The organism is Stackebrandtia soli, from assembly GCF_965137155.1.
GTDB classification, from domain to species: Bacteria; Actinomycetota; Actinomycetes; order Mycobacteriales; family Micromonosporaceae; genus Stackebrandtia; species Stackebrandtia soli.
Genome location: NZ_CBCRZX010000005.1, coordinates 171,428 through 188,696 on the forward strand (window position 1 = coordinate 171,428; position 17,269 = coordinate 188,696).

The following is a 17,269-nucleotide window of genomic DNA, read 5'->3' on the forward strand; positions in this document are numbered from 1 at the left end:
CACATTAGATTCCCTGTCGCCGCGGCTGATCGGATCCGGCGTCAGAACGCCATCGGACCTCGCGCGCCGAGTTGACGAGAAACGCGCTAGAAGTCGAAGTCGCCGATGTTGTCGGCGTCGAAGACGAACGGGTCGCCCAGCGTGATGACGCCGTCGGGTCCGACGGTGAACTCGGTGACGTCGCTGCTGAGGCCCTTCGCGGTGAAGGTGTCGCCCTCGGCGCCGGTGATGTCCTCGTCGAGAAGTGCCTTGGCGGTGTAGGACGCGAGGATGCCGAGGTCCTCGGGGTTCCACAGCGCGAACGCCGTCACGGTGCCATCGGTAACGTATTCGCGCATGTCGTTGGGCGTGCCGAGACCGGTCAGCGCCACCTTGCCCTTGAAGTCCGACGTGGACAGGTAACGTGCGGCGGCGGCGATGCCGACGGTGGTCGGGGAGACGATCCCGGCCAAGTCGGGGTGGCTCGACAGCAGCGCCTCGGTCTTGTCGTACGAGGTCTGGTCGTCATCGTCGCCGTAGACGACGTCGACGAGTTCCATGTCGGGATAGTCGGAGGCGAGGTAGGCCTCCATCTCCTCGATCCACGCGTTCTGATTGGTGGCGTTCGCGGTCGCCGAGAGGATCGCGATCTCGCCCTTGCCGCCGACCTGTTCGGCGATGAGGTCGATCTGTTTCTTGGCGATCAGTTCCGGGGAGGACGCCGACACGTAGACGTCGCGGCACTCGGGGTCGACGTCGGAGTCGAAGGTGACGACCTTGATGCCCGCCTCGCGGGCCTCGTCGAGGGCGTCGCAGAGGGCGCTGGTGTCGTTGGCGGACAACACGATCGCGCCGACGCTCTGCTGGGTGAGGGTGTTGATGTAGGTGACTTGGCCGTCGGCGGTCGCCTCGGCGGGGCCGACCTCCTTGAAGGTGCCGCCGAAGTCCTCGATCGCCTTCTGCGCGGCGGCGTCGGAGGCCTCGAAGTACGGGTTGCCGAGATTCTTGGGGAGGAAGGCGATGTCGTAGCCGCCGTCTCCGGCGGGGTCGTCGGTGCCGCAACCGGTGGCCGCGACCGTGAGCGCCATGGCCAGGCCTGCGAGCGCGGCGACGCGCCGTCCTCGCGTGAGGGTAAACGTCATTGTTCGTGCCTTTCGATGAATCAATCTGATGCGAGCCCGAGTCGGCTGCCTCGTCGTCGGATACGGGCGATTCGTCTCCGGATTCCGGTGACGATTCGCGGGAAGATCACGGACACGACGAGCAGGCCGCCCGTCGCGATGTTGATCGCGTCGGCGGAGACGTCCGCCAACCGCAGTGCACTATGGAGCGACCCGATGACCAGGACGCCCGCGATGACGCCGGGGATCGCGCCCCGACCGCCGAAAATGGACACTCCGCCGACGAGCACGGCGGCGACCACCGACAGTTCGAGTCCCTGGGCGTTGTCGCCGCGAGCGGAGTCGTAGCGCAGGGTCCAGTAGATACCGACGAGTCCCGAGACCAGGCCGGTCGCGACGAACAGCCAGAACTTGACGGCGTGGACGTCGATGCCGGAGAAGTGGGACGCCTCGGCGTTGAGCCCTGAGGCGTAAGCCGAACGCCCGAACGGAGTGAAGTGCAGCAACACGCCGAAGACGACGGCGAGTACGACGAACACGACGAGGATCTGCGGGATGGCGGTGCCCGGGCCGAACAGCCGATCGGTGACGAGATCCTTGTATTCGCCCGGGAAACCGGTGACGGCCCCGGTGCCGAGCAGGCCGACGGCGATGCCCCGGAACAGCGCGAGCGTCCCGACTGTGACCGCCAACGACGGGAGGCCGACGGTGGTGACGAGGAAGCCGTTGAGGGCGCCGCCGATCAGCCCGACGCCGATCGCGACGAGCGCGGCGAGCGGAATCGACCAGCCGGCCTGGTAGAGCACGCCGACGAGGACGCTCGACAACCCGACCATGCTCGCGACGGACAGGTCGATCTCGCCGGTGACGACGACCAGCGTCATCGGCAGGGCGAGGAGCAGAATCGGCAGGACGTCGAGGATCAGGTAGTAGACGGTGTTCGGCCTGCCGAAGTTGGGGACGATCGCGGTGGCGACGAGCCAGACGACGATCAACAGGCCGATCACGGCGGCGTCGCGTCCGAAGAGGATCGTCTTGGTCCTGGCGAGGATCGATGGCGCCGTCGGGGTGACGCGGACGGGTTCGGCGGTGGTGGTCACGGCTTGGACCCCTTCGCTTGAATGACGGCGTCGGTGGAGATGTGGGCGTGGGCGGATCGCAGTCGACGGGCCTGCCTGGACGCGATGACCCGGTCGAGCACGATGGCGCCGATGATGAGCGCCCCGACGACGGCCTGTTGCCAGAACTCGCCGATTCCGAGCGTCGGCAACGCGCGGTCGATTGTGGTCAGGAGGATCGCGCCGAGGGCCGCGCCGAAGACGGTGCCGACACCGCCGACGATCGCGACCCCACCGATGACGGCCGCGGCGACGGCTTCGAGTTCCAGGCCGGACCCGGCGGTCGAGCTGACGGTGGCGTATCGGGCCGCGAACAGGACCCCGGCCAGGCCGGCGAGCGTTCCCGATGCCACGAAACCGAAGAAGACCCGCCGGGACACCTTCAGGCCGTAGAGCACGGCCGCGTCGGCGTCGGAACCGACGGCGTACATCTCGCGTCCGGACCGGCGATAGCCCAGGACATAGGCGACGACCAGGAGAACGACCACCGCGATGAGGAACAGCACCGGTACACCGAGGACGGTGGCGGTACCGAGCCGGGTGAATCCGCGCGGCAGGTCGGCGGCGTTGACGCGATCCCCACCGGCCCAAGCGATGTTGGCGCCCCGGAACGCGTACAGGGTGCCCAGCGTGATGACGAGCGACGGAACCCGGGCGACGCTGACGAGGACGCCGTTGATGGTGCCGAGCGCCGTCCCCAGCCCGATGCCGAGGAGGACCACCAGCCAGATCGGCGCGTCCGGCCAATCGGTGAACATCCGTCCGGTCGCGTACGCGGTGAGCCCGAGGACGGCGCTGACCGACAGGTCGATGTTCTTGGTGATGATGACGATGCCCTGGGCGACGGCGAGCAACATCAGCAGTGACGGGGTGAGCAGGAGGTTGCGGAAGCCGTCTGCACCGGTGGCGAAGCTCGGGCTGATCAGGGTGGTGACGGCGACCAGAACGATGACGGCCAGGGCGACGCCGGTCTCCCGTCTACGTAGGACAATCCCCCACCAGCCGCGCCGCGCGGGGCTCAGGGTGGTCATACGGTCTCCTCCATGCGGGTCGCCGCCGTCATGACGGTCTCGCTGGTGGCCTCGTCGCGGCGGAGTTCGCGGGTCACGCGGCCTTCGCTCATGACGTAGACGCGGTCGCTCATGCCGAGTACCTCCGGCAGTTCACTTGAGATCATCAGGATCGCCAGTCCCTCTTGGGCGAGCTGGTCGAGAAGTCGATGCACCTCGGTCTTGGTGCCGACGTCGATTCCCCGAGTGGGCTCGTCGATGATGAGCAGGCGGGGCTTGGTCGCCATCCATTTGGCTATGACGGCCTTCTGCTGGTTGCCGCCCGACAGGGTGCCCGCCTCGACGTCGAGGTCGCGGGCCTTGATCTGAAGCGTGCGCGACCACCGCGCCGCGAGCGCGTCCTCACGGTGGCGGGCGATGAGGCCCCACGCGGCGAGCCGCCGCCGCAGAACGAGCGCGATGTTGCGACCGACGGACAGGTCGACGAGCAGTCCTTGTCGACGTCGATCCTCTGGTACGAAGGCGATCCCCGCCTTGATCGCCGCGCGAGGGTCGCCGCCCCGCAATCGGGAGCCGCCGACGATGACGGTTCCGGAGTCGTATTGGTCGACGCCGAACACGGCGCGGGCGACCTCGCTGCGGCCCGCGCCGACGAGACCCGCCATGCCGACGATCTCTCCCGCCCGAACGGTGATCGACACGTCCTCGAAGACACCGTGCCGGTTGAGACCGTCGACGTCGAGCACGACCTCTCCGGGTGTGATCCCCTCGGTCTTGGGGAACAACGTCTCGACCGACCGGCCGACCATGCGGGTGACGATCTCGGCGGCGGTGACGTCGACCGTCTCATGCGTCGACACGTACGAGCCGTCCCGCATGACGGTGATCCGGTCGCACAGGTCGAAGATCTCGTCGAAGCGGTGCGAGATGAAGACGAGTCCCCGGCCCTCGTCGCGGAGGGCACGGGCGATCGTGAACAGCCGGTCGACCTCGACGCCGCTGAGCGCGGCGGTCGGTTCGTCCATGATCAACAGTTTCGCGTCGAGGGAGATCGCCTTGGCGATCTCGATGATCTGCTGGTCGGCGATCGACAGCCCGAGAGCCGGGCGGTCGGGATCGATGGTGACGCCGAGCCGCCGGAACAGCGCCGACGTCCGCTCGCGCATCGCCGACCGGTCGAGCCCGCCCCATCGGGTCGTGGGTTGGCGGCCCATGAAGATGTTCTCCATGACGCTCAAGTCGGGGAACAGGGTCGGTTCCTGGTAGATGACGGCGATGCCCGCGTCCTTCGAGCGCGCGGTCGAGTCGAAGTCGACGTCCTCGCCGTCGAGTCGGAACTCGCCGCGATCGCGCTGGTACAGACCGGCGATGATCTTGACCAGCGTCGACTTTCCGGCGCCGTTCTCACCGACGAGCGCGTGGATCGAGCCCCTGTAGACGGTCAGTTCCGCCGAGGCGAGCGCGACGACCGCGCCGAAGGCCTTCGACACGTCACGCAACTGGAGCAGTGGGGTGCCGCCTGGTTCCGGGGGCTGAGCACCGGTAGTCTTCATCGCCATCGACGAACAGTCTCCATATTGGAAATGAATCGTTTTAACGTTGCCGTTTCGAGCACGTTACGTCAGCGTTGGGGCGATGTCAACAACACGTATCCCGAATCTGGCCGATCAGGCCGCATTCTTCTGCTGCAACGCTGATTTCGACATCCCCGCGCCCAACACCGTGGCGACCGGGGGCGATCTGTCCGTCGTTGGCTAGCATGAGTGAATCGTTGAAATCAGGACGTCGAAATCGACGGCACGACGATGACTCGGGAGAAGGGGACGATCGTGGGAGCGGTGAGCGTCAAGGACGTCGCGGCGTTGGCGGGGGTGTCGATCGGCACCGTGTCGAATGTGCTGAACCGGCCCGAACGCGTCGCGGCGGCGACGGTGGCGCGCGTCCACGATGCCATAGACAAGCTCGGATACGTCCGCAACGACGCCGCGCGTCAGCTCCGGGCAGGACACAGCCGCAGCATCGGGCTCGTCGTCCTGGACGTCGGCAACCCGTTCTTCGGCGAGCTCGTTCGCGGTGCGGAGGACGCCGCCGTCGCCTCGGGCTTCACGGTCCTCGTCACCGACAGCCGCGACGACCCGACCCGCGAGGCCACCCAGGTCGAGCTCTTCGAGGAGCAGCGGGTCAGGGGGTTGCTGCTGTCCCCCATCGCCGAAGCGTGGTCCTCCGTAGAACGTCTGCGCGCCAGGGGAATTCCCGTCGTGCTCGTCGACCGCGCGCTCGCCGACGCCAGCATCTCCAGCGTGTCCGTGGACGACGTCTACGGCGGAGAACTCGCCGTCGGGCATCTCATCGAGCGGGGCCGCGAGCGGATCGCCTTCGTCGGCGGCCCGATGACGACCCGCCAGGTCACCGACCGGCTCGAAGGGGCCCGCAAGGCCATATCACAGCACAGGGGAGTGAGTTTCGACGTCATCGAGACCTCCGACCAGTCTGTGCTCGCCGGCCGACACGCGGGCGAACGCATCGTCGCGATGGATCCGGCGGACCGGCCCGACGCCGTCTTCGCCGCGAACGACCTTCTCGCGTTCGGCATCCTTCAGGGCCTGATCCTGTCGGCGGGCGTGCGCGTTCCCGACGAGATCATGCTCGTCGGCTACGACGACATCGACTTCGCCCAAGCCGCGATCGTTCCGTTGTCGTCGGTTCGGCAACCCGCCCGCCTGATCGGGGAGACGGGCATTCAGCTCCTGCTCGCCGAGGCGGAGGGGGCGCCGGGTTTCGCGCCGAAGCAGGTGGTGTACCAGCCGACCCTCATCGAGCGAGCGTCCACCGGCGGGCCGTGACGCCCGCGGCGATCGATCTCTTTGGACGAGGACTGTGCGCTGGACGTCAACGCCCGGTGAAGGGGTGCGCATCGGCCCCGCGCGCGGGCGGTGGGACCTCCGCGCGGTTGATCAACGCGACGAAGTTGTTGTAGACCATGCGTTCCGGCTTCTCCTGGTACCCCGTCCACGCCGCATTGACCACGGCCGACAGGTGCACCCTCGTCAGTTGGGGTCCGAGCTCCTCCAACCACAGCACCACGAACAGAACCTCCGGGCCGTCCGGCGAGGCCGCACTCGCGCGGTACATGCCGGGCAGCTCGGACACCAGGCCGTCCGGAAAGCTGGAGACCAGGGCCGGCGCCGCCATCGGCCAGATCGCCGCGATCGGGCGGTGAATGTCCTGAACGAGCATGGTGAACTCAGCCTCCACTGTCATCCCGTTGACTCCGAACGCCGCGACTCCCGTTCGGCGCGGCGAACCTTCGACGGTACCGACCACTGTCAACGATCGACTGACGCTTCCCGTGCGGAGAAAGGGAACGACGAGGTCAAGTCCTGCCGAGCACGGATCGGACGGCATGATCCGAACGCTCGACCATGGCCCCAGATCCGCGCGGACGCCGACAGGAGCGGACCGAGGAGGACCGCGTCGCCGTCGACACCGGTCGCTCCACCGGTCGACGGATGCACGAGGAGGCGGGCCCACGGTCGCCCAAGGACTGGGTACAGGACGCTGCGAAGATGGCCCGATGACGACGCCCTCCTCGCCCGATCGCACGGGCCTGCTCCTCCTGCTCGACGCGATCACTCCGTGGGACGATCAAGAGGCGGCCGACCTCGCCGATGCTCGACAGTGGATCGATTCGGGCGCGGCGCTGTATCGGACTCGCCCACCGGCGGAGCCGCCGAAGCACCTCGTCGCGTACTTCGTCCTCGTCGACGGGGCCTCGGGCGCACTCCTACTCGGCGCACACCGCAAGGCCGGTCTGTGGTTGCCGACGGGCGGACACATCGAGCCGGGCGAAGCCCCGTGGGAGACCGTGGAACGCGAATGTCGGGAGGAGCTGAGAATGGACGCGGCTCCCCATCAGGCAATCGGCCGATCGCCTCTGTTCCTGACGGTCACATCAACCCGTGGCACCGGGACTCACACCGACGTCTCGCTGTGGTTCGTCCTGGCCGGGGACATGACGGCGCGGCTCGACTACGACACCCGTGAGTTCGACGACATGCGCTGGCTGTCGCCGTCGACCGTCCTCGACACGCCGATCGACACCCTCGATCCGCACGCGCACCGCTTCACCCGAAAGCTCCTCGCCGCCCTGAACAAGGCCGCGAGCGGCGGTGACGCGCACCGCCAGGCGCCACCGCCGACGTGATCGACCCCCAGTCCACCGCGTCGCGGGACGCCAAGTGCCCACGAGCCGGTCGCGTTGCCGGACAAGGGTAGGAAGGGCTTCGCTATCTCTTCCTTCCCCAGGGTTCGGGCAGGCGCCAATCCGATCGTGCCGACAGATCGGCGAGGGCCAGTTGCCGTCGACACGCCTCCCGAACGACGCTCCGCAGCTCCACCTCGCATCGGCTCGATTCAAGGAACTCCCACTCGCTGTCGAAGTACGCGAGCTCCGCCATCGGTTGCCCCTCCAGATCGGAACGGTACTCAAAGAACAAGTCCGTCATGAGCCGACAGGCGTCGAGCTCCGTCCGCGTCTCGGCCAGCACTTCTTCCGCCGTCCACCGTAGAACCTGCGCCAGCGCGGTCCGTACGTCGGGCAGTGGATGACCGGTGTCGGCGAGCGCCTCCGGAAGAAGGTCGTTCAGCTCTCTCGTATCGGTGTCATCGCAGCCGGCCAGGGTCCGCAGAGCGTCGCCGTCATGGCCCTCGACTAGCCAGTCGGCGGCCCACCAACCGGCCCGGTTGATGTTCACCATTCCGAGACTGACCAGAACGGCCGCTCGGTACGGGCTGGGGGTCTCCACTGTGTCCTCCTGACAGGACGAAGCTATGAGCCACCAATGCTCGACGACGGTCCTCATCATGTCCCGCCGTTCTGCGCCGTTCAAGCGCGTATCCACGCCACGCTGGACGGTGGCCCGTGACAAGGTGATCGCGTTCGCGTCCGGACTGGTCGGCCGCTTTCGGATCAACGGCGCGCCCCACGGCATAGTAAAGCCGGGCCCAAAGGGTAGAGGCAGTTCCGTTGCAGCGCAGACGGAGCCCTTCAGCCGGTTGGTCACCGACTCACGGCTTGGTGGGGCGACGTACGTGCCGAAACCGCTCTGTCGTGCCAGTAATGAAGACCCACCAAGCCGCAAAGGACGCTCTCCACGCGGTCGTTGACGTGGCCCGGCTCCCCGGCTTGGTGGGTCTTCCTTCCTGCCGGTGGTTCATGTTCCAGTTCCGCACGTCGCCCCACCATGGCGTCGCGGCGATCTACGCGGTTTTGAACCGACACACTCGACCGACTCGGCAACGACGCTTCCAGTCGGCGATCCAGTGACTAAGGTGGACCTTATGCGCGTTGAGGGGACATTCACGACACACGATTTCGCACCCGCCGAGATCGCTCCGGCGTTCGAGGTGGACACGGCGGTGCCCGTCGGTGTGGCGAGGATGGCGAAGCGCTACGACGGCGGGATCTCCGGCCGCTCGGCGACGATCTTCACCTCCGCCTTCGACCCCGCCACGGGGATCGGCGCCTACCTGGCCATGGAGTCGTTCACCGGCTCCATCGACGGCGCGGAGGGGACCTTCCTGTTCACGCACTCCGCGTCGACGACGGGAACGGACCTCTTCGACAGGTCGTTCGCCATCGTCCCGGGTGGTGGAACCGGTGCGCTCCAAGGCATCAAGGGATCCGGCGATATCGTCGTCGGTGCCTCCGGCATCCACCGCATCCACATCGACTACACGCTGGACTGACTCCGGGCCGGGACGGGTCGCGAGAACGGGGCGCCAACGAAGTCCGTCACCGCCTCGAACGGTTCCGGTTCGCCGTGGCTCCATGAAGGTCCGTTCACACGTCATCGAAGCGCGACCATGCCGTCGCGACATCCCCAAAGCTCCATCGAGCCCTCCCGGATCCCGGCCGAATACACGCGGCGTGAAACGCCCACAGAAAACCGAAACGCGGCGAGCAAGTCCACAAACGAAGAGCGAGATGTCAACGGCCCGTGCGCAACTCGCCATCGCTGCCGGGCCGAACTGTCAGGCATCGCGGCTATCGTCGATCGGCCGACACCCGATCGAAAGAGGGCCATGACCGATCTTTACGCAATCTCCGTCGATTCTGTTGAGGACGCGACGGTCACGGGGCGAGTCCACCTGATCAACCCCGACGCCGTCATGATCTGCCCCGACGCGACGCTGCCCGTCGAGTTGCTCACCGATGCCTGGTGGCTGCTCAGCATGGGCTACCTGACCGACGCGGAACCCGAGGGACGCGAATGGTATCCGGGGTCGAGAGCCCAGGTCCGGGCACTCGCCGGCGGCATGCGAGGCGCGGCCACGTTCTGCCGACTCCACGACTACCTCCTGGGCGAAACGGTCCGCGTCACGTCCGACGGCTACGTGCTCACGAAGGACGGGAAGCAGGTCGTCGAACCGCGCAGGAAGTCGGCGGACGTTCACGAACTCAGTTGGGGCAGCGGTTCCGACGAGACGTCCGACTACGTGACCACCGTTCGGCGTCCCGATCTGTTTCGGAACGAGGTGGCCTCGATCGTGCGGGCACACGAGCTTGGACCGCTGCTCCAGGTTCCGAGCTGGAGTGACGTTGCGGAGGCCGACTTCGCCCGTGCCCCTTTCGAACCCGACGACGAGCGCGAGGACATGCGACAGTGGCACGACCCGGTCGATCTCGATTACGGCCCGGCGTGGGACTACATGTCCGAGCTTCCACTGCATCGACGGCCGTACGCGATGTGGACGGTCACCATGGCCGACGCGAGCTACGTCGAGCATGTCGCGATCGGCATGCGCTGGCGGACCGCGCACACCGGCTGGGTGTGACGCCGCCGCACCGGCCTTGGATCCGGTCGAGCCCACCAGGCCACCGCGACCACAACGGACATATCGAACACCGTATATTTACTGCCGGGGAACAAACACGAAGGGACGAATGTGTCCAAGCACGACGAACCGACATCCTCCATAGCCGTCGAAGCTCTCGATGCCGACTCCGACACCGACACCGCGAACACCGGCCCGTCACAACGCGGCTTCCGAGGAATCGTCGTCGCGTTGTGCTGTCTCGCCGCGGGGCTCGCCGGACTCGCCGTCGCGCACGTCAACGCCTTGAAGGACCTGGAAGACCTACGACAGAGGACCGAGGAGCTCACCGGTCGGCTCGATGTCACCGCTGACGCCGAGGACGCGCTCCCCGACGGCCCCGAGACTTACCCGCAACCGACCTGCGAATCGCTCGACATCGACGTCGCGGAGTCGCCCACACAGTTCATCTACGTCAACGAGGACGGCATCGCTTGTCTGGTCGGTTGAGGCAACCCGTCAGCCGTACACCTCGAACTTCGCCGGTTCCTCCTGCGACGGGGGAACACGGAAGTGCCCCAGGGTGACCTGCATGATGTCGCGGAACGCCGTCCCCGTCACGGTTCCGCCGCCACCACCGGGGGTGTAGGCGAAAACGGCGACGGTGTACTTCGGCTTGTCGGCGGGCGCGAACCCGACGAAGGAAGCGACCTCGCCGGGCGCGTACTCGCCGTCACGAACGAGCTGACCGGTTCCGGTCTTGCCCGCGACGAGATAGCCCGGCAGTTCGGCGATCGTGCCGGTGCCGTCGGGCACCGTGATCGGCGCCTGCAACAGGTGCTGGAGGTCGCGCGCCGTCGAAGCGGAGAACAGGCGGTGCTTGTCGGGATCGCCGACCGACGTCTTCCTCCCGTCCGGGGCGACCCGGCACTCCACGAGGCTCGGCTGGACGTACATGCCGTCGTTGGCGATCGCGGAGTAGCCGGCGGCCATCTGCAAGGGGGTGACGGCGACACCGAGCCCGATCGGGATCGACCCGTGGTCGCTGCCGTACCAATCCGACGCCGGGCGGACGATTCCGGCGGCCTCACCGGCGATGCCGGCGTCCGTCGGGGAACCGAGCCCGAACTTGCGCTGGTACTCGTACAGCTTCTCGGGTCCGAGCTGCTGCGCGAGCATAATGATGCCCACATTAGACGAATGCGCGAGAATTCCGCCGAGGCTCATCGGGCGTTCGTCGTGATAGTGGGTGTCGCGATAGGTCGTCTCGGCGACCTGGATCGTCGGCGCGACCGTCATGAGGTCGTCGCGACTGATGAGGCCCTCCTCTAGCGCGGCGCCGACGACGAGGGCCTTGTGGATCGACCCGGGTTCGACTACCGCACCCGACGCCCAGTCGACGCGCAGCTTCTCGTCGTAGCCGAACGGATCTGCCGCGTCGTAGGTCGGCGCGCTCGCGATCGACACGACCTCGCCGGTCTTGACGTCCATGACGACGGCGGCACCGAACTGCGCGTTCTTCTCTTCGACGGTCTTGGCGAGGATCTTCTGGACCTGGTATTGGAGGTCGGAGTCGATGGTGAGTTGAAGGTCGTCACCCGGCTGAGCGGCCTCCTCCCGTTGGAAACCACCGGGAATCTTCTGGCCGCTGCCGGAGACCTCGTAGGTGAGCTCCCCGTCGTCACCACGGAGAACATCCTCATAGGTGGCTTCGAACCCGGCGAGCCCGTTGCCGTCGGTACCGGTGAAGCCGATCAGGTTGGCCGCGAGATCGTGGCCGGGCACCTCACGGCGTTCGTCGGCGCGCACTCGCACCCCGGGAATGCCGAGTTCGGCGATCGTGTCGCCGACGGTCGCGTCGACACCACGGGCGAGGTAGACGAACCGGACCGCGTTGCCCTCGTCGTCCTCCTGACGCTGCATCTTCGGCTCGAGTTTGGAGGCGGGGATCCCGAGCAGCGGCGACAGCATCGCGGCCGCCTCGCCCGCGTCTTCGACCATCTCCGGGTCCGCGTACACGAACCGCGCGTTGACGCTGAACGCGAGCAGTTCGCCGTTGCGGTCGGTGATCGAGCCACGCGAAGCGGGAACGACCTCTGTGTACAGTCGCTGTTGGAGCGCGTCCGCGGCGTACGCGGCGGCGTCGGTCACCTGGAGCTGTACGAGGCGGCCACCGGCGATGACGAACATGATGAGGATCAGGACGGTGCCCAACCGCAGACGGCGGCGCGGGTTGGCGATGCGCGGCAACTTGCGTTTGATGACTCGCCGGGAAGGACCGCCACGTCGTGGCTGCGGTGGCGTGCGAACGGCGGACTGCCGTTGCGCCGCACGCGCTTTCGCACTACGAGCGACCGGTGGGGCCTCGATCGGCGTCTCCGCGACTCGCAGCCGGGTCCGCTGACGAGCGGCGGCCGTGCGGCGCGGTGGAGTCCGCGCCGCGCCGCCTTCGACGAGACGCAGCGCCGGGCTGAACGCGTCCCGCTCGTTGCGGCGCGTCGAGACTCGACGACGACGGTCGTCGGACTCGGCGGCGTCTCGCACCGACTGGCCGCGCGGATGGTAGCGGCGCGACTGCGACAGGGTGTTCCGCTGCCGCCCGCCTCGGGAGGCGTCTCGGCGGGCGTCGCCGCCCGCCGAGTTCTCGTCCTTCGTGGTCATTCCTTAGTTTCCGCCCGGTGTCGGCATCTTCAGTTCCTTGCCGTCGGGCAGGCGCAGGTACGTGATGTCGGTGGCCTCGACGAGGCCCAGACGCTCGGCGGCGGCGGCGAGGTTGCCCGGCGCCGACAGCTCCGCGATCTCATCGGTCAGACGCTCCTCGGTGCTGTCCAAGGTCGTCTGACCGTTGTGCAGATCCTGCAAGGTGTAGGCGTTCTCGTTGATCGCCGTGTTGAGCACCAGCAATCCGACGATGCCAACGGCGATCAACGCGATCACCGACAACACGAACGGCGTGCGCGGCATCTCGACCGGACGCGCCGCCGGAGCCTTCCTCGGCGCGGCGACCGGCACGGTCTTCCGCTGCCGCCCCGGCGCACTGGTCGGCGTCACCTCCGGCCGCAGCTCCTCGACGGGATCGACGAGTGGCTGAAGCGCCAAGCCGCCGTCCGTGGGCAGCGCGGAGCCGTCACCGACGAGAGCCCGCCGCCGAGAATCGGCGNCACGAGCGCGACGTCGCGCGCTCTTGATGATCTCGTCGCTGTCGACACGTGTGGGGCGATTCATTCCCCTGGCCTGGTTCATGTCTCGACCTCCCCTTAAGAGTCTCGACCCTGGTTGTCGTCGTGCTCGCCGATCGCCTCGGCGGCACGCAGTTTCGCCGATGCCGCGCGCGGATTCGCGGCAATCTCGGCCTCCGAGGGCGCTTGGGCGCCCTTGGTCAGCAGTCGCATCGTGGGAGCCGTACCGGGGATGTCCATCGGCAGGCCCGGAGGCGCCGAGGACGTCGCTCGGTCGGTGAGCTCCCGCTTCACGATTCGGTCTTCCAACGAGTGATACGACAGGACGGCGACGCGTCCACCGGGCGCCAGGATGTCCAGTGCGGACGGTAGCGCCCGGCGCAGCACGTCGAGCTCGGCATTGACCTCGATCCGCAGCGCCTGGAAACTGCGCTTCGCGGGGTTGCCACCGCGCCGCCTGGCCGCGGCCGGAACCGCGTCGCGGACGAGCTCGGCGAGATCGGCGCTCGACGTGATGCGCTGTCTGGCCCGCCGCGTCACGATCGCCTTCGCTATCCGCGACGCGAACCGTTCCTCGCCGTAGACGCGCAGGATTCGCGCCAGATCGCGTTCGCCGTAGTCGTTGACGACGTCCTCGGCGGTCGCGCCGGTCGTCTGGTCCATTCGCATGTCCAGCGGGGCGTCCTTGGAGTAGGCGAACCCGCGCTCGGCCACGTCGAGCTGCATCGAGGAGACCCCGAGATCGAACAGGAGCCCGTCGATCGCGTCGACGTCGTGTTCGGCGAGAGCGTCGACGATCTCGTCGTACACCGCGTGGATGGGGGTGAACCGGTCGCCGAAGCGGGCGAGGCGTTCGCCCGCGAGTTCGAGGGCGTCGGGGTCACGGTCGACACCGAAGACACGAAGGCCGGGGTGGGATTCGAGGAACGCCTCGGTGTGCCCGCCGGCGCCGAGGGTGGCGTCGACGGCGATCGCGCCGTCCCGATCCAACGCGGGCGCGAGCAACCGACTGATCGTGTCCCGGAAGACCGGGACGTGCGCGGTTTCCGGTGCGCCGTATCGCGTCATCATGACCTCTGCCTGTCCTGTGAGCCATACCGCCTGGACCCCAACCGCCCGTCGGAGCACCTGCCACAGGGGAAGGAGTGTCAGGTGCTCGTCGGGCGGGTGGAGACCAGGCGGTATGACGTGTGCCGATATGGAGATGTCTTACAGCCCTGCGGGTAGTACTCCCTCCTCGACATCGGCGAACGCGTCCTCGCTGGCGCTCAGGTACTCGCTCCAGCTGTTCGCGTCCCAGACCTCGACTCGGGTGCTGGCACCGATCACGACCAGATCACGATCCAGGTCCGCGTACTCTCGCAAATGGACCGGGATGGTGACACGGCCCTGCTTGTCGGGGATCTCGTCATGCGCGCTGGCGAAGAACACCCGGTTGTACGCCCTGGCCGCCTTGTTCGTCATCGGCGCCTTCTGGAGCTCGTCGGCGATCCGCGTGAACTCGGCCATGGGGAACACGTACAGGCACCGCTCTTGCCCTTTCGTGATCACCAGTCCACCTGCCAGTTCGTCACGGAACCTCGCCGGGAGTATCAGCCGCCCCTTGTCGTCCAAGCGAGGGGTGTGTGTACCGAGGAACATCGGCAGCCACTCCCCTCACCGGCCCGCCGAAACGGGTGAAAAGGTACGTCGAAGAGCCAACCGGCCCCACCAGTGCGCTCCACCTTACTCCACTCTCCTCCACACGCACAGGTCCTTTCGCCGACCGTCACCGGCACGTTGAGTCAACATCGCAGGTCATGACGGTGGCAAAAAGTGGAGGTGACTTCGGCCCGGCTCGCACGATCGAGTGAACGCCGTTCCCGAAACGGACATAACGATCGATATCGAAACGTTCGGTGTCACAAGCCATCACATAACGGACGATGGCGGCGCGTGTGTCAAACTTTGACCCGTCCAGTTCGACAATGCGTTTGGTAAGGCGGCCTCGATGACCAACCTGCCCCCACGGGCGAAACTCGCCACCGCCATGCTCCGTACCGCCGCGGCACTGTCGCGCGCCAGCGGACGCGGTGACGGCTCCGTGATCGGCGGTAAAGTCGGCCTCACGATCGAGCCCAAACTGTTGCAGTTGCTCGCCGCCGGCCGACGCGTCGCCCTCATCTCGGGCACCAACGGCAAGACGACGACTACCCGCTTCACCGCCGCGGCGCTCGAAGCGGCGGGTCCCGTCGCGACGAACTCGTTCGGCGCGAACATGCCGACGGGACACACGACCGCGCTCGCGAAGGCGCGCGACGCCGTCAACTGTGTACTCGAAGTGGACGAACACTACCTTCCTCGCCTGATGGCGGAGGCCACGCCGCAGGTCATCGCGCTGTTGAACCTCTCACGAGACCAGCTCGACCGGGCGATGGAGGTCTCCGGCCTCGCGGCGAAGTGGCGGGACGCCCTCGCCCAGCACCCCGACGTCCCGATCATCGCCAACGCCGACGACCCGTGGGTGGCGTGGGCGGCGAGCGGCAGCAACAACGTCACCTGGTTCGCCGGTGGGCAACGCTGGCAGGAGGACTCGTGGATCTGCCCGCAGTGCCGCAAGCACCTCGATCGGTTCGGGGACTACTGGCGTTGCACCTCGTGCGGCTTCACCCGACCGAGCCCCACCTGGGGCGTCGAGGGGAACGCGGCGGTCACGCCCGACGGATCCCGGGTGCCACTCGATCTGCGGCTCCCGGGCCAGGTCAACCGGGCCAACGCCGTGACGGCGCTCGCGGTCGCGTCCGCGTTCGGCATCGCCCCGCAGCAGGCCGCGCCGCTGCTGGTCAACGTCAAGTCGATCGCCGGTCGCTACGCGGTCGTCCGACGCAATGGACGTCGACTCCGGTTGCTGCTGTCCAAGAACCCGGCCGGGTGGCTGGAGGCGTTCGACATGCTCGAACCGATGTGCCCGGTCGTCTTGGCGCTCAACGCCCGCGAGGTCGACGGCTACGACACGTCGTGGATCTACGACGTCGACTTCTCACCCGTTCGCGACCGCCGCGTCATCGCCATCGGCGACCGCCGCATGGATCTCGCCGTCCGCTTGCAGGTCAACGACGTCAAGTTCGAGGTCGCCCGCGACATCACCGAGGCGATCAACGTGCTCCCGTCGGGCGAGGTCGAAGTCATCGCCAATTACACCGCCTTCCAAGACATCCGAGCGGAGTTCGATCGTGTCAACTAGTCTGCTGCGCCTGGTCTGGATCTACCCCGATCTGCTCTCCACCTACGGCGACCGCGGGAATCTGCTGATCCTCGCCCACCGCGCCGAAGCGCGCGGCATTCTCGCCGAGCAGATTCTCGTCCGCTCCGACCAGGCGATCCCGCACGAGGCGGACGTCTATCTCATCGGCGGCGGCGAGGACGGCCCGCAGGCGCTGGCGGCCGAGAAGCTCATCGCCGATCGCGCGCTGGCCGACACCCACGAGAAGGGCAAGACCGTTTTCGCGGTGTGCGCCGGTTACCAGCTCCTCGGTGAGTCGTTCATCGCCAGTGGGGAACGGTGCCGTGGCCTCGGCCTGCTCGACATGGCGTCGGACCGGGGCGAGTCGCGCGCCGTCGGCGAACTGTCCGGCCCCGTCGCACCTGCGCTGAACCTGCCCGTGCTGACGGGTTTCGAGAACCACGGTGGACGAACGCACCTCGGCCCTGGGGTGACTCCGTTGGCGCAGGTGGAGCACGGTATCGGCAACAACGGTTCGCACGAGGGCGCGTGGCAGGACAAGATCATCGGCACGTACCTGCACGGTCCGGCGCTGGCTCGCAACCCCGAGCTCGCCGACCAGCTGCTCGCGTGGGCGATCGGCGTCGACCGCGCCTCCCTACCGCCGCTGGACGACCAGTGGGCCGAATCGCTGCGCCGGGAACGCTTCAACGCCTTGGCCTCCAGGTAACACCTCCCGACAGTGGTGGCCCGGCCAGGTCGGGTAACGACGCCGTACATCCCGTTCGGCATCGACCACGTCGAACCGAAATCCTCGGAGAACGGCCGCCGGCGGCGGCCGTTC

Annotated in this window: 18 protein-coding genes; 8 read left to right on the forward strand and 10 right to left on the reverse strand. The window is 67.4% G+C overall.

Features of this window, described 5'->3' with window-relative positions; translation table 11 throughout:
- Positions 1–86: 86 nt before the first annotated feature.
- Genes rhaS through ACM9NP_RS05385 form a run of 4 tightly spaced genes read right to left on the reverse strand, consistent with a single transcriptional unit; the run spans position 87 to position 4,787 of the window.
- A complete protein-coding gene (gene rhaS / locus ACM9NP_RS05370) occupies positions 87–1,121 on the reverse strand; it encodes a rhamnose ABC transporter substrate-binding protein (protein ID WP_415645459.1) in 1,035 nt (344 codons plus the stop codon).
- A gap of 20 nt (positions 1,122–1,141) precedes the next feature.
- A complete protein-coding gene (locus tag ACM9NP_RS05375; RefSeq protein WP_415645460.1) occupies positions 1,142–2,200 on the reverse strand; it encodes an ABC transporter permease in 1,059 nt (352 codons plus the stop codon).
- Entirely contained in the window at positions 2,197–3,249 is a 1,053-nt protein-coding gene (locus tag ACM9NP_RS05380) for an ABC transporter permease (protein ID WP_415645461.1), read from the reverse strand. The genes ACM9NP_RS05375 and ACM9NP_RS05380 overlap by 4 nt, the downstream gene beginning before the upstream one ends.
- Positions 3,246–4,787, reverse strand: coding sequence for a sugar ABC transporter ATP-binding protein (locus ACM9NP_RS05385; RefSeq protein ID WP_415645462.1), 1,542 nt, complete (start codon positions 4,785–4,787; stop codon positions 3,246–3,248). Before ACM9NP_RS05385 ends, ACM9NP_RS05380 begins: the two co-directional genes overlap by 4 nt.
- A gap of 76 nt (positions 4,788–4,863) precedes the next feature.
- On the opposite strand from ACM9NP_RS05385, the gene ACM9NP_RS05390 reads away from it, so the two are divergent.
- Together ACM9NP_RS05390 and ACM9NP_RS05395 are read left to right on the forward strand one after the other, a co-directional pair.
- Positions 4,864–4,986, forward strand: coding sequence for a hypothetical protein (locus ACM9NP_RS05390; RefSeq protein ID WP_415645463.1), 123 nt, complete (start codon positions 4,864–4,866; stop codon positions 4,984–4,986).
- 71 nt (positions 4,987–5,057) lie between these two features.
- Positions 5,058–6,071, forward strand: coding sequence for a LacI family DNA-binding transcriptional regulator (locus ACM9NP_RS05395; protein WP_415645464.1), 1,014 nt, complete (start codon positions 5,058–5,060; stop codon positions 6,069–6,071).
- A gap of 46 nt (positions 6,072–6,117) precedes the next feature.
- Here the strand turns inward: ACM9NP_RS05395 and ACM9NP_RS05400 are convergent, their stop codons facing one another.
- Complete coding sequence (locus ACM9NP_RS05400) at positions 6,118–6,489, reverse strand: hypothetical protein (RefSeq protein ID WP_415645465.1); 372 nt, start codon at positions 6,487–6,489, stop codon at positions 6,118–6,120.
- Positions 6,490–6,802: 313 nt separating this feature from the next.
- Between ACM9NP_RS05400 and ACM9NP_RS05405 the strand changes: the two genes are divergently transcribed.
- The gene (locus ACM9NP_RS05405; protein WP_415645466.1) at positions 6,803–7,432 is read left to right on the forward strand and encodes an NUDIX domain-containing protein; all 630 of its coding nucleotides are present in this window, start codon (positions 6,803–6,805) and stop codon (positions 7,430–7,432) included.
- Between the two features lie 82 nt (positions 7,433–7,514).
- Here the strand turns inward: ACM9NP_RS05405 and ACM9NP_RS05410 are convergent, their stop codons facing one another.
- Positions 7,515–8,033 carry a hypothetical protein gene (locus tag ACM9NP_RS05410; RefSeq protein ID WP_415645467.1) on the reverse strand — a complete coding sequence of 173 codons (519 nt, stop codon included), beginning with the start codon at positions 8,031–8,033 and terminating at the stop codon, positions 7,515–7,517.
- Between the two features lie 535 nt (positions 8,034–8,568).
- Between ACM9NP_RS05410 and ACM9NP_RS05415 the strand changes: the two genes are divergently transcribed.
- The 3 genes from ACM9NP_RS05415 to ACM9NP_RS05425 all read left to right on the forward strand — a co-directional run bounded on the left by ACM9NP_RS05415 (position 8,569) and on the right by ACM9NP_RS05425 (position 10,554).
- On the forward strand, positions 8,569–8,976 hold the full coding sequence (locus ACM9NP_RS05415; protein WP_415645468.1) for a DUF3224 domain-containing protein: 408 nt from the start codon (positions 8,569–8,571) through the stop codon (positions 8,974–8,976).
- 336 nt (positions 8,977–9,312) lie between these two features.
- Positions 9,313–10,065, forward strand: a complete 753-nt coding sequence (locus ACM9NP_RS05420) for a hypothetical protein (protein WP_415645469.1) — start codon at positions 9,313–9,315, stop codon at positions 10,063–10,065.
- 111 nt (positions 10,066–10,176) lie between these two features.
- On the forward strand, positions 10,177–10,554 hold the full coding sequence (locus ACM9NP_RS05425) for a hypothetical protein (protein WP_415645470.1): 378 nt from the start codon (positions 10,177–10,179) through the stop codon (positions 10,552–10,554).
- Between the two features lie 9 nt (positions 10,555–10,563).
- On the opposite strand, the gene ACM9NP_RS05430 is transcribed toward ACM9NP_RS05425, so the two are convergent.
- The 4 genes from ACM9NP_RS05430 to mraZ all read right to left on the reverse strand — a co-directional run bounded on the left by ACM9NP_RS05430 (position 10,564) and on the right by mraZ (position 14,864).
- A complete protein-coding gene (locus ACM9NP_RS05430; RefSeq protein WP_415645471.1) occupies positions 10,564–12,705 on the reverse strand; it encodes a peptidoglycan D,D-transpeptidase FtsI family protein in 2,142 nt (713 codons plus the stop codon).
- Between the two features lie 3 nt (positions 12,706–12,708).
- Complete coding sequence (ftsL, locus tag ACM9NP_RS23965) at positions 12,709–13,008, reverse strand: cell division protein FtsL (RefSeq protein WP_462933503.1); 300 nt, start codon at positions 13,006–13,008, stop codon at positions 12,709–12,711.
- 293 nt (positions 13,009–13,301) lie between these two features.
- Positions 13,302–14,294, reverse strand: coding sequence for a 16S rRNA (cytosine(1402)-N(4))-methyltransferase RsmH (gene rsmH / locus ACM9NP_RS05435; protein ID WP_415645472.1), 993 nt, complete (start codon positions 14,292–14,294; stop codon positions 13,302–13,304).
- A 138-nt stretch (positions 14,295–14,432) separates the two neighbouring features.
- Positions 14,433–14,864 carry a division/cell wall cluster transcriptional repressor MraZ gene (mraZ, locus tag ACM9NP_RS05440; RefSeq protein WP_415645473.1) on the reverse strand — a complete coding sequence of 144 codons (432 nt, stop codon included), beginning with the start codon at positions 14,862–14,864 and terminating at the stop codon, positions 14,433–14,435.
- Between the two features lie 358 nt (positions 14,865–15,222).
- On the opposite strand from mraZ, the gene ACM9NP_RS05445 reads away from it, so the two are divergent.
- Positions 15,223–16,446 (forward strand): MurT ligase domain-containing protein, encoded by a 1,224-nt coding sequence (locus ACM9NP_RS05445; protein ID WP_415645494.1) that lies wholly within the window; start codon positions 15,223–15,225, stop codon positions 16,444–16,446.
- Positions 16,436–17,155 carry a type 1 glutamine amidotransferase gene (locus ACM9NP_RS05450; RefSeq protein WP_415645474.1) on the forward strand — a complete coding sequence of 240 codons (720 nt, stop codon included), beginning with the start codon at positions 16,436–16,438 and terminating at the stop codon, positions 17,153–17,155. Before ACM9NP_RS05445 ends, ACM9NP_RS05450 begins: the two co-directional genes overlap by 11 nt.
- Positions 17,156–17,269 lie beyond the last annotated feature (114 nt).

What these genes read in the sequence shown, in the direction of transcription:
- mraZ (WP_415645473.1), bottom strand. Translation starts at nt 14,864, where the DNA reads ATGTTCCTCGGTACACACACCCCTCGCTTGGACGACAAGGGGCGGCTG.
- ACM9NP_RS05420 (WP_415645469.1), top strand. Translation starts at nt 9,313, where the DNA reads ATGACCGATCTTTACGCAATCTCCGTCGATTCTGTTGAGGACGCGACG.
- ACM9NP_RS05415 (WP_415645468.1), top strand. Translation starts at nt 8,569, where the DNA reads ATGCGCGTTGAGGGGACATTCACGACACACGATTTCGCACCCGCCGAG.
- ACM9NP_RS05390 (WP_415645463.1), top strand. Translation starts at nt 4,864, where the DNA reads ATGTCAACAACACGTATCCCGAATCTGGCCGATCAGGCCGCATTCTTC.
- ACM9NP_RS05380 (WP_415645461.1), bottom strand. Translation starts at nt 3,249, where the DNA reads ATGACCACCCTGAGCCCCGCGCGGCGCGGCTGGTGGGGGATTGTCCTA.
- ftsL (WP_462933503.1), bottom strand. Translation starts at nt 13,008, where the DNA reads ATGCCGCGCACGCCGTTCGTGTTGTCGGTGATCGCGTTGATCGCCGTT.
- rsmH (WP_415645472.1), bottom strand. Translation starts at nt 14,294, where the DNA reads ATGATGACGCGATACGGCGCACCGGAAACCGCGCACGTCCCGGTCTTC.
- ACM9NP_RS05385 (WP_415645462.1), bottom strand. Translation starts at nt 4,787, where the DNA reads ATGGCGATGAAGACTACCGGTGCTCAGCCCCCGGAACCAGGCGGCACC.
- ACM9NP_RS05400 (WP_415645465.1), bottom strand. Translation starts at nt 6,489, where the DNA reads ATGACAGTGGAGGCTGAGTTCACCATGCTCGTTCAGGACATTCACCGC.
- ACM9NP_RS05405 (WP_415645466.1), top strand. Translation starts at nt 6,803, where the DNA reads ATGACGACGCCCTCCTCGCCCGATCGCACGGGCCTGCTCCTCCTGCTC.
- ACM9NP_RS05430 (WP_415645471.1), bottom strand. Translation starts at nt 12,705, where the DNA reads ATGACCACGAAGGACGAGAACTCGGCGGGCGGCGACGCCCGCCGAGAC.
- rhaS (WP_415645459.1), bottom strand. Translation starts at nt 1,121, where the DNA reads ATGACGTTTACCCTCACGCGAGGACGGCGCGTCGCCGCGCTCGCAGGC.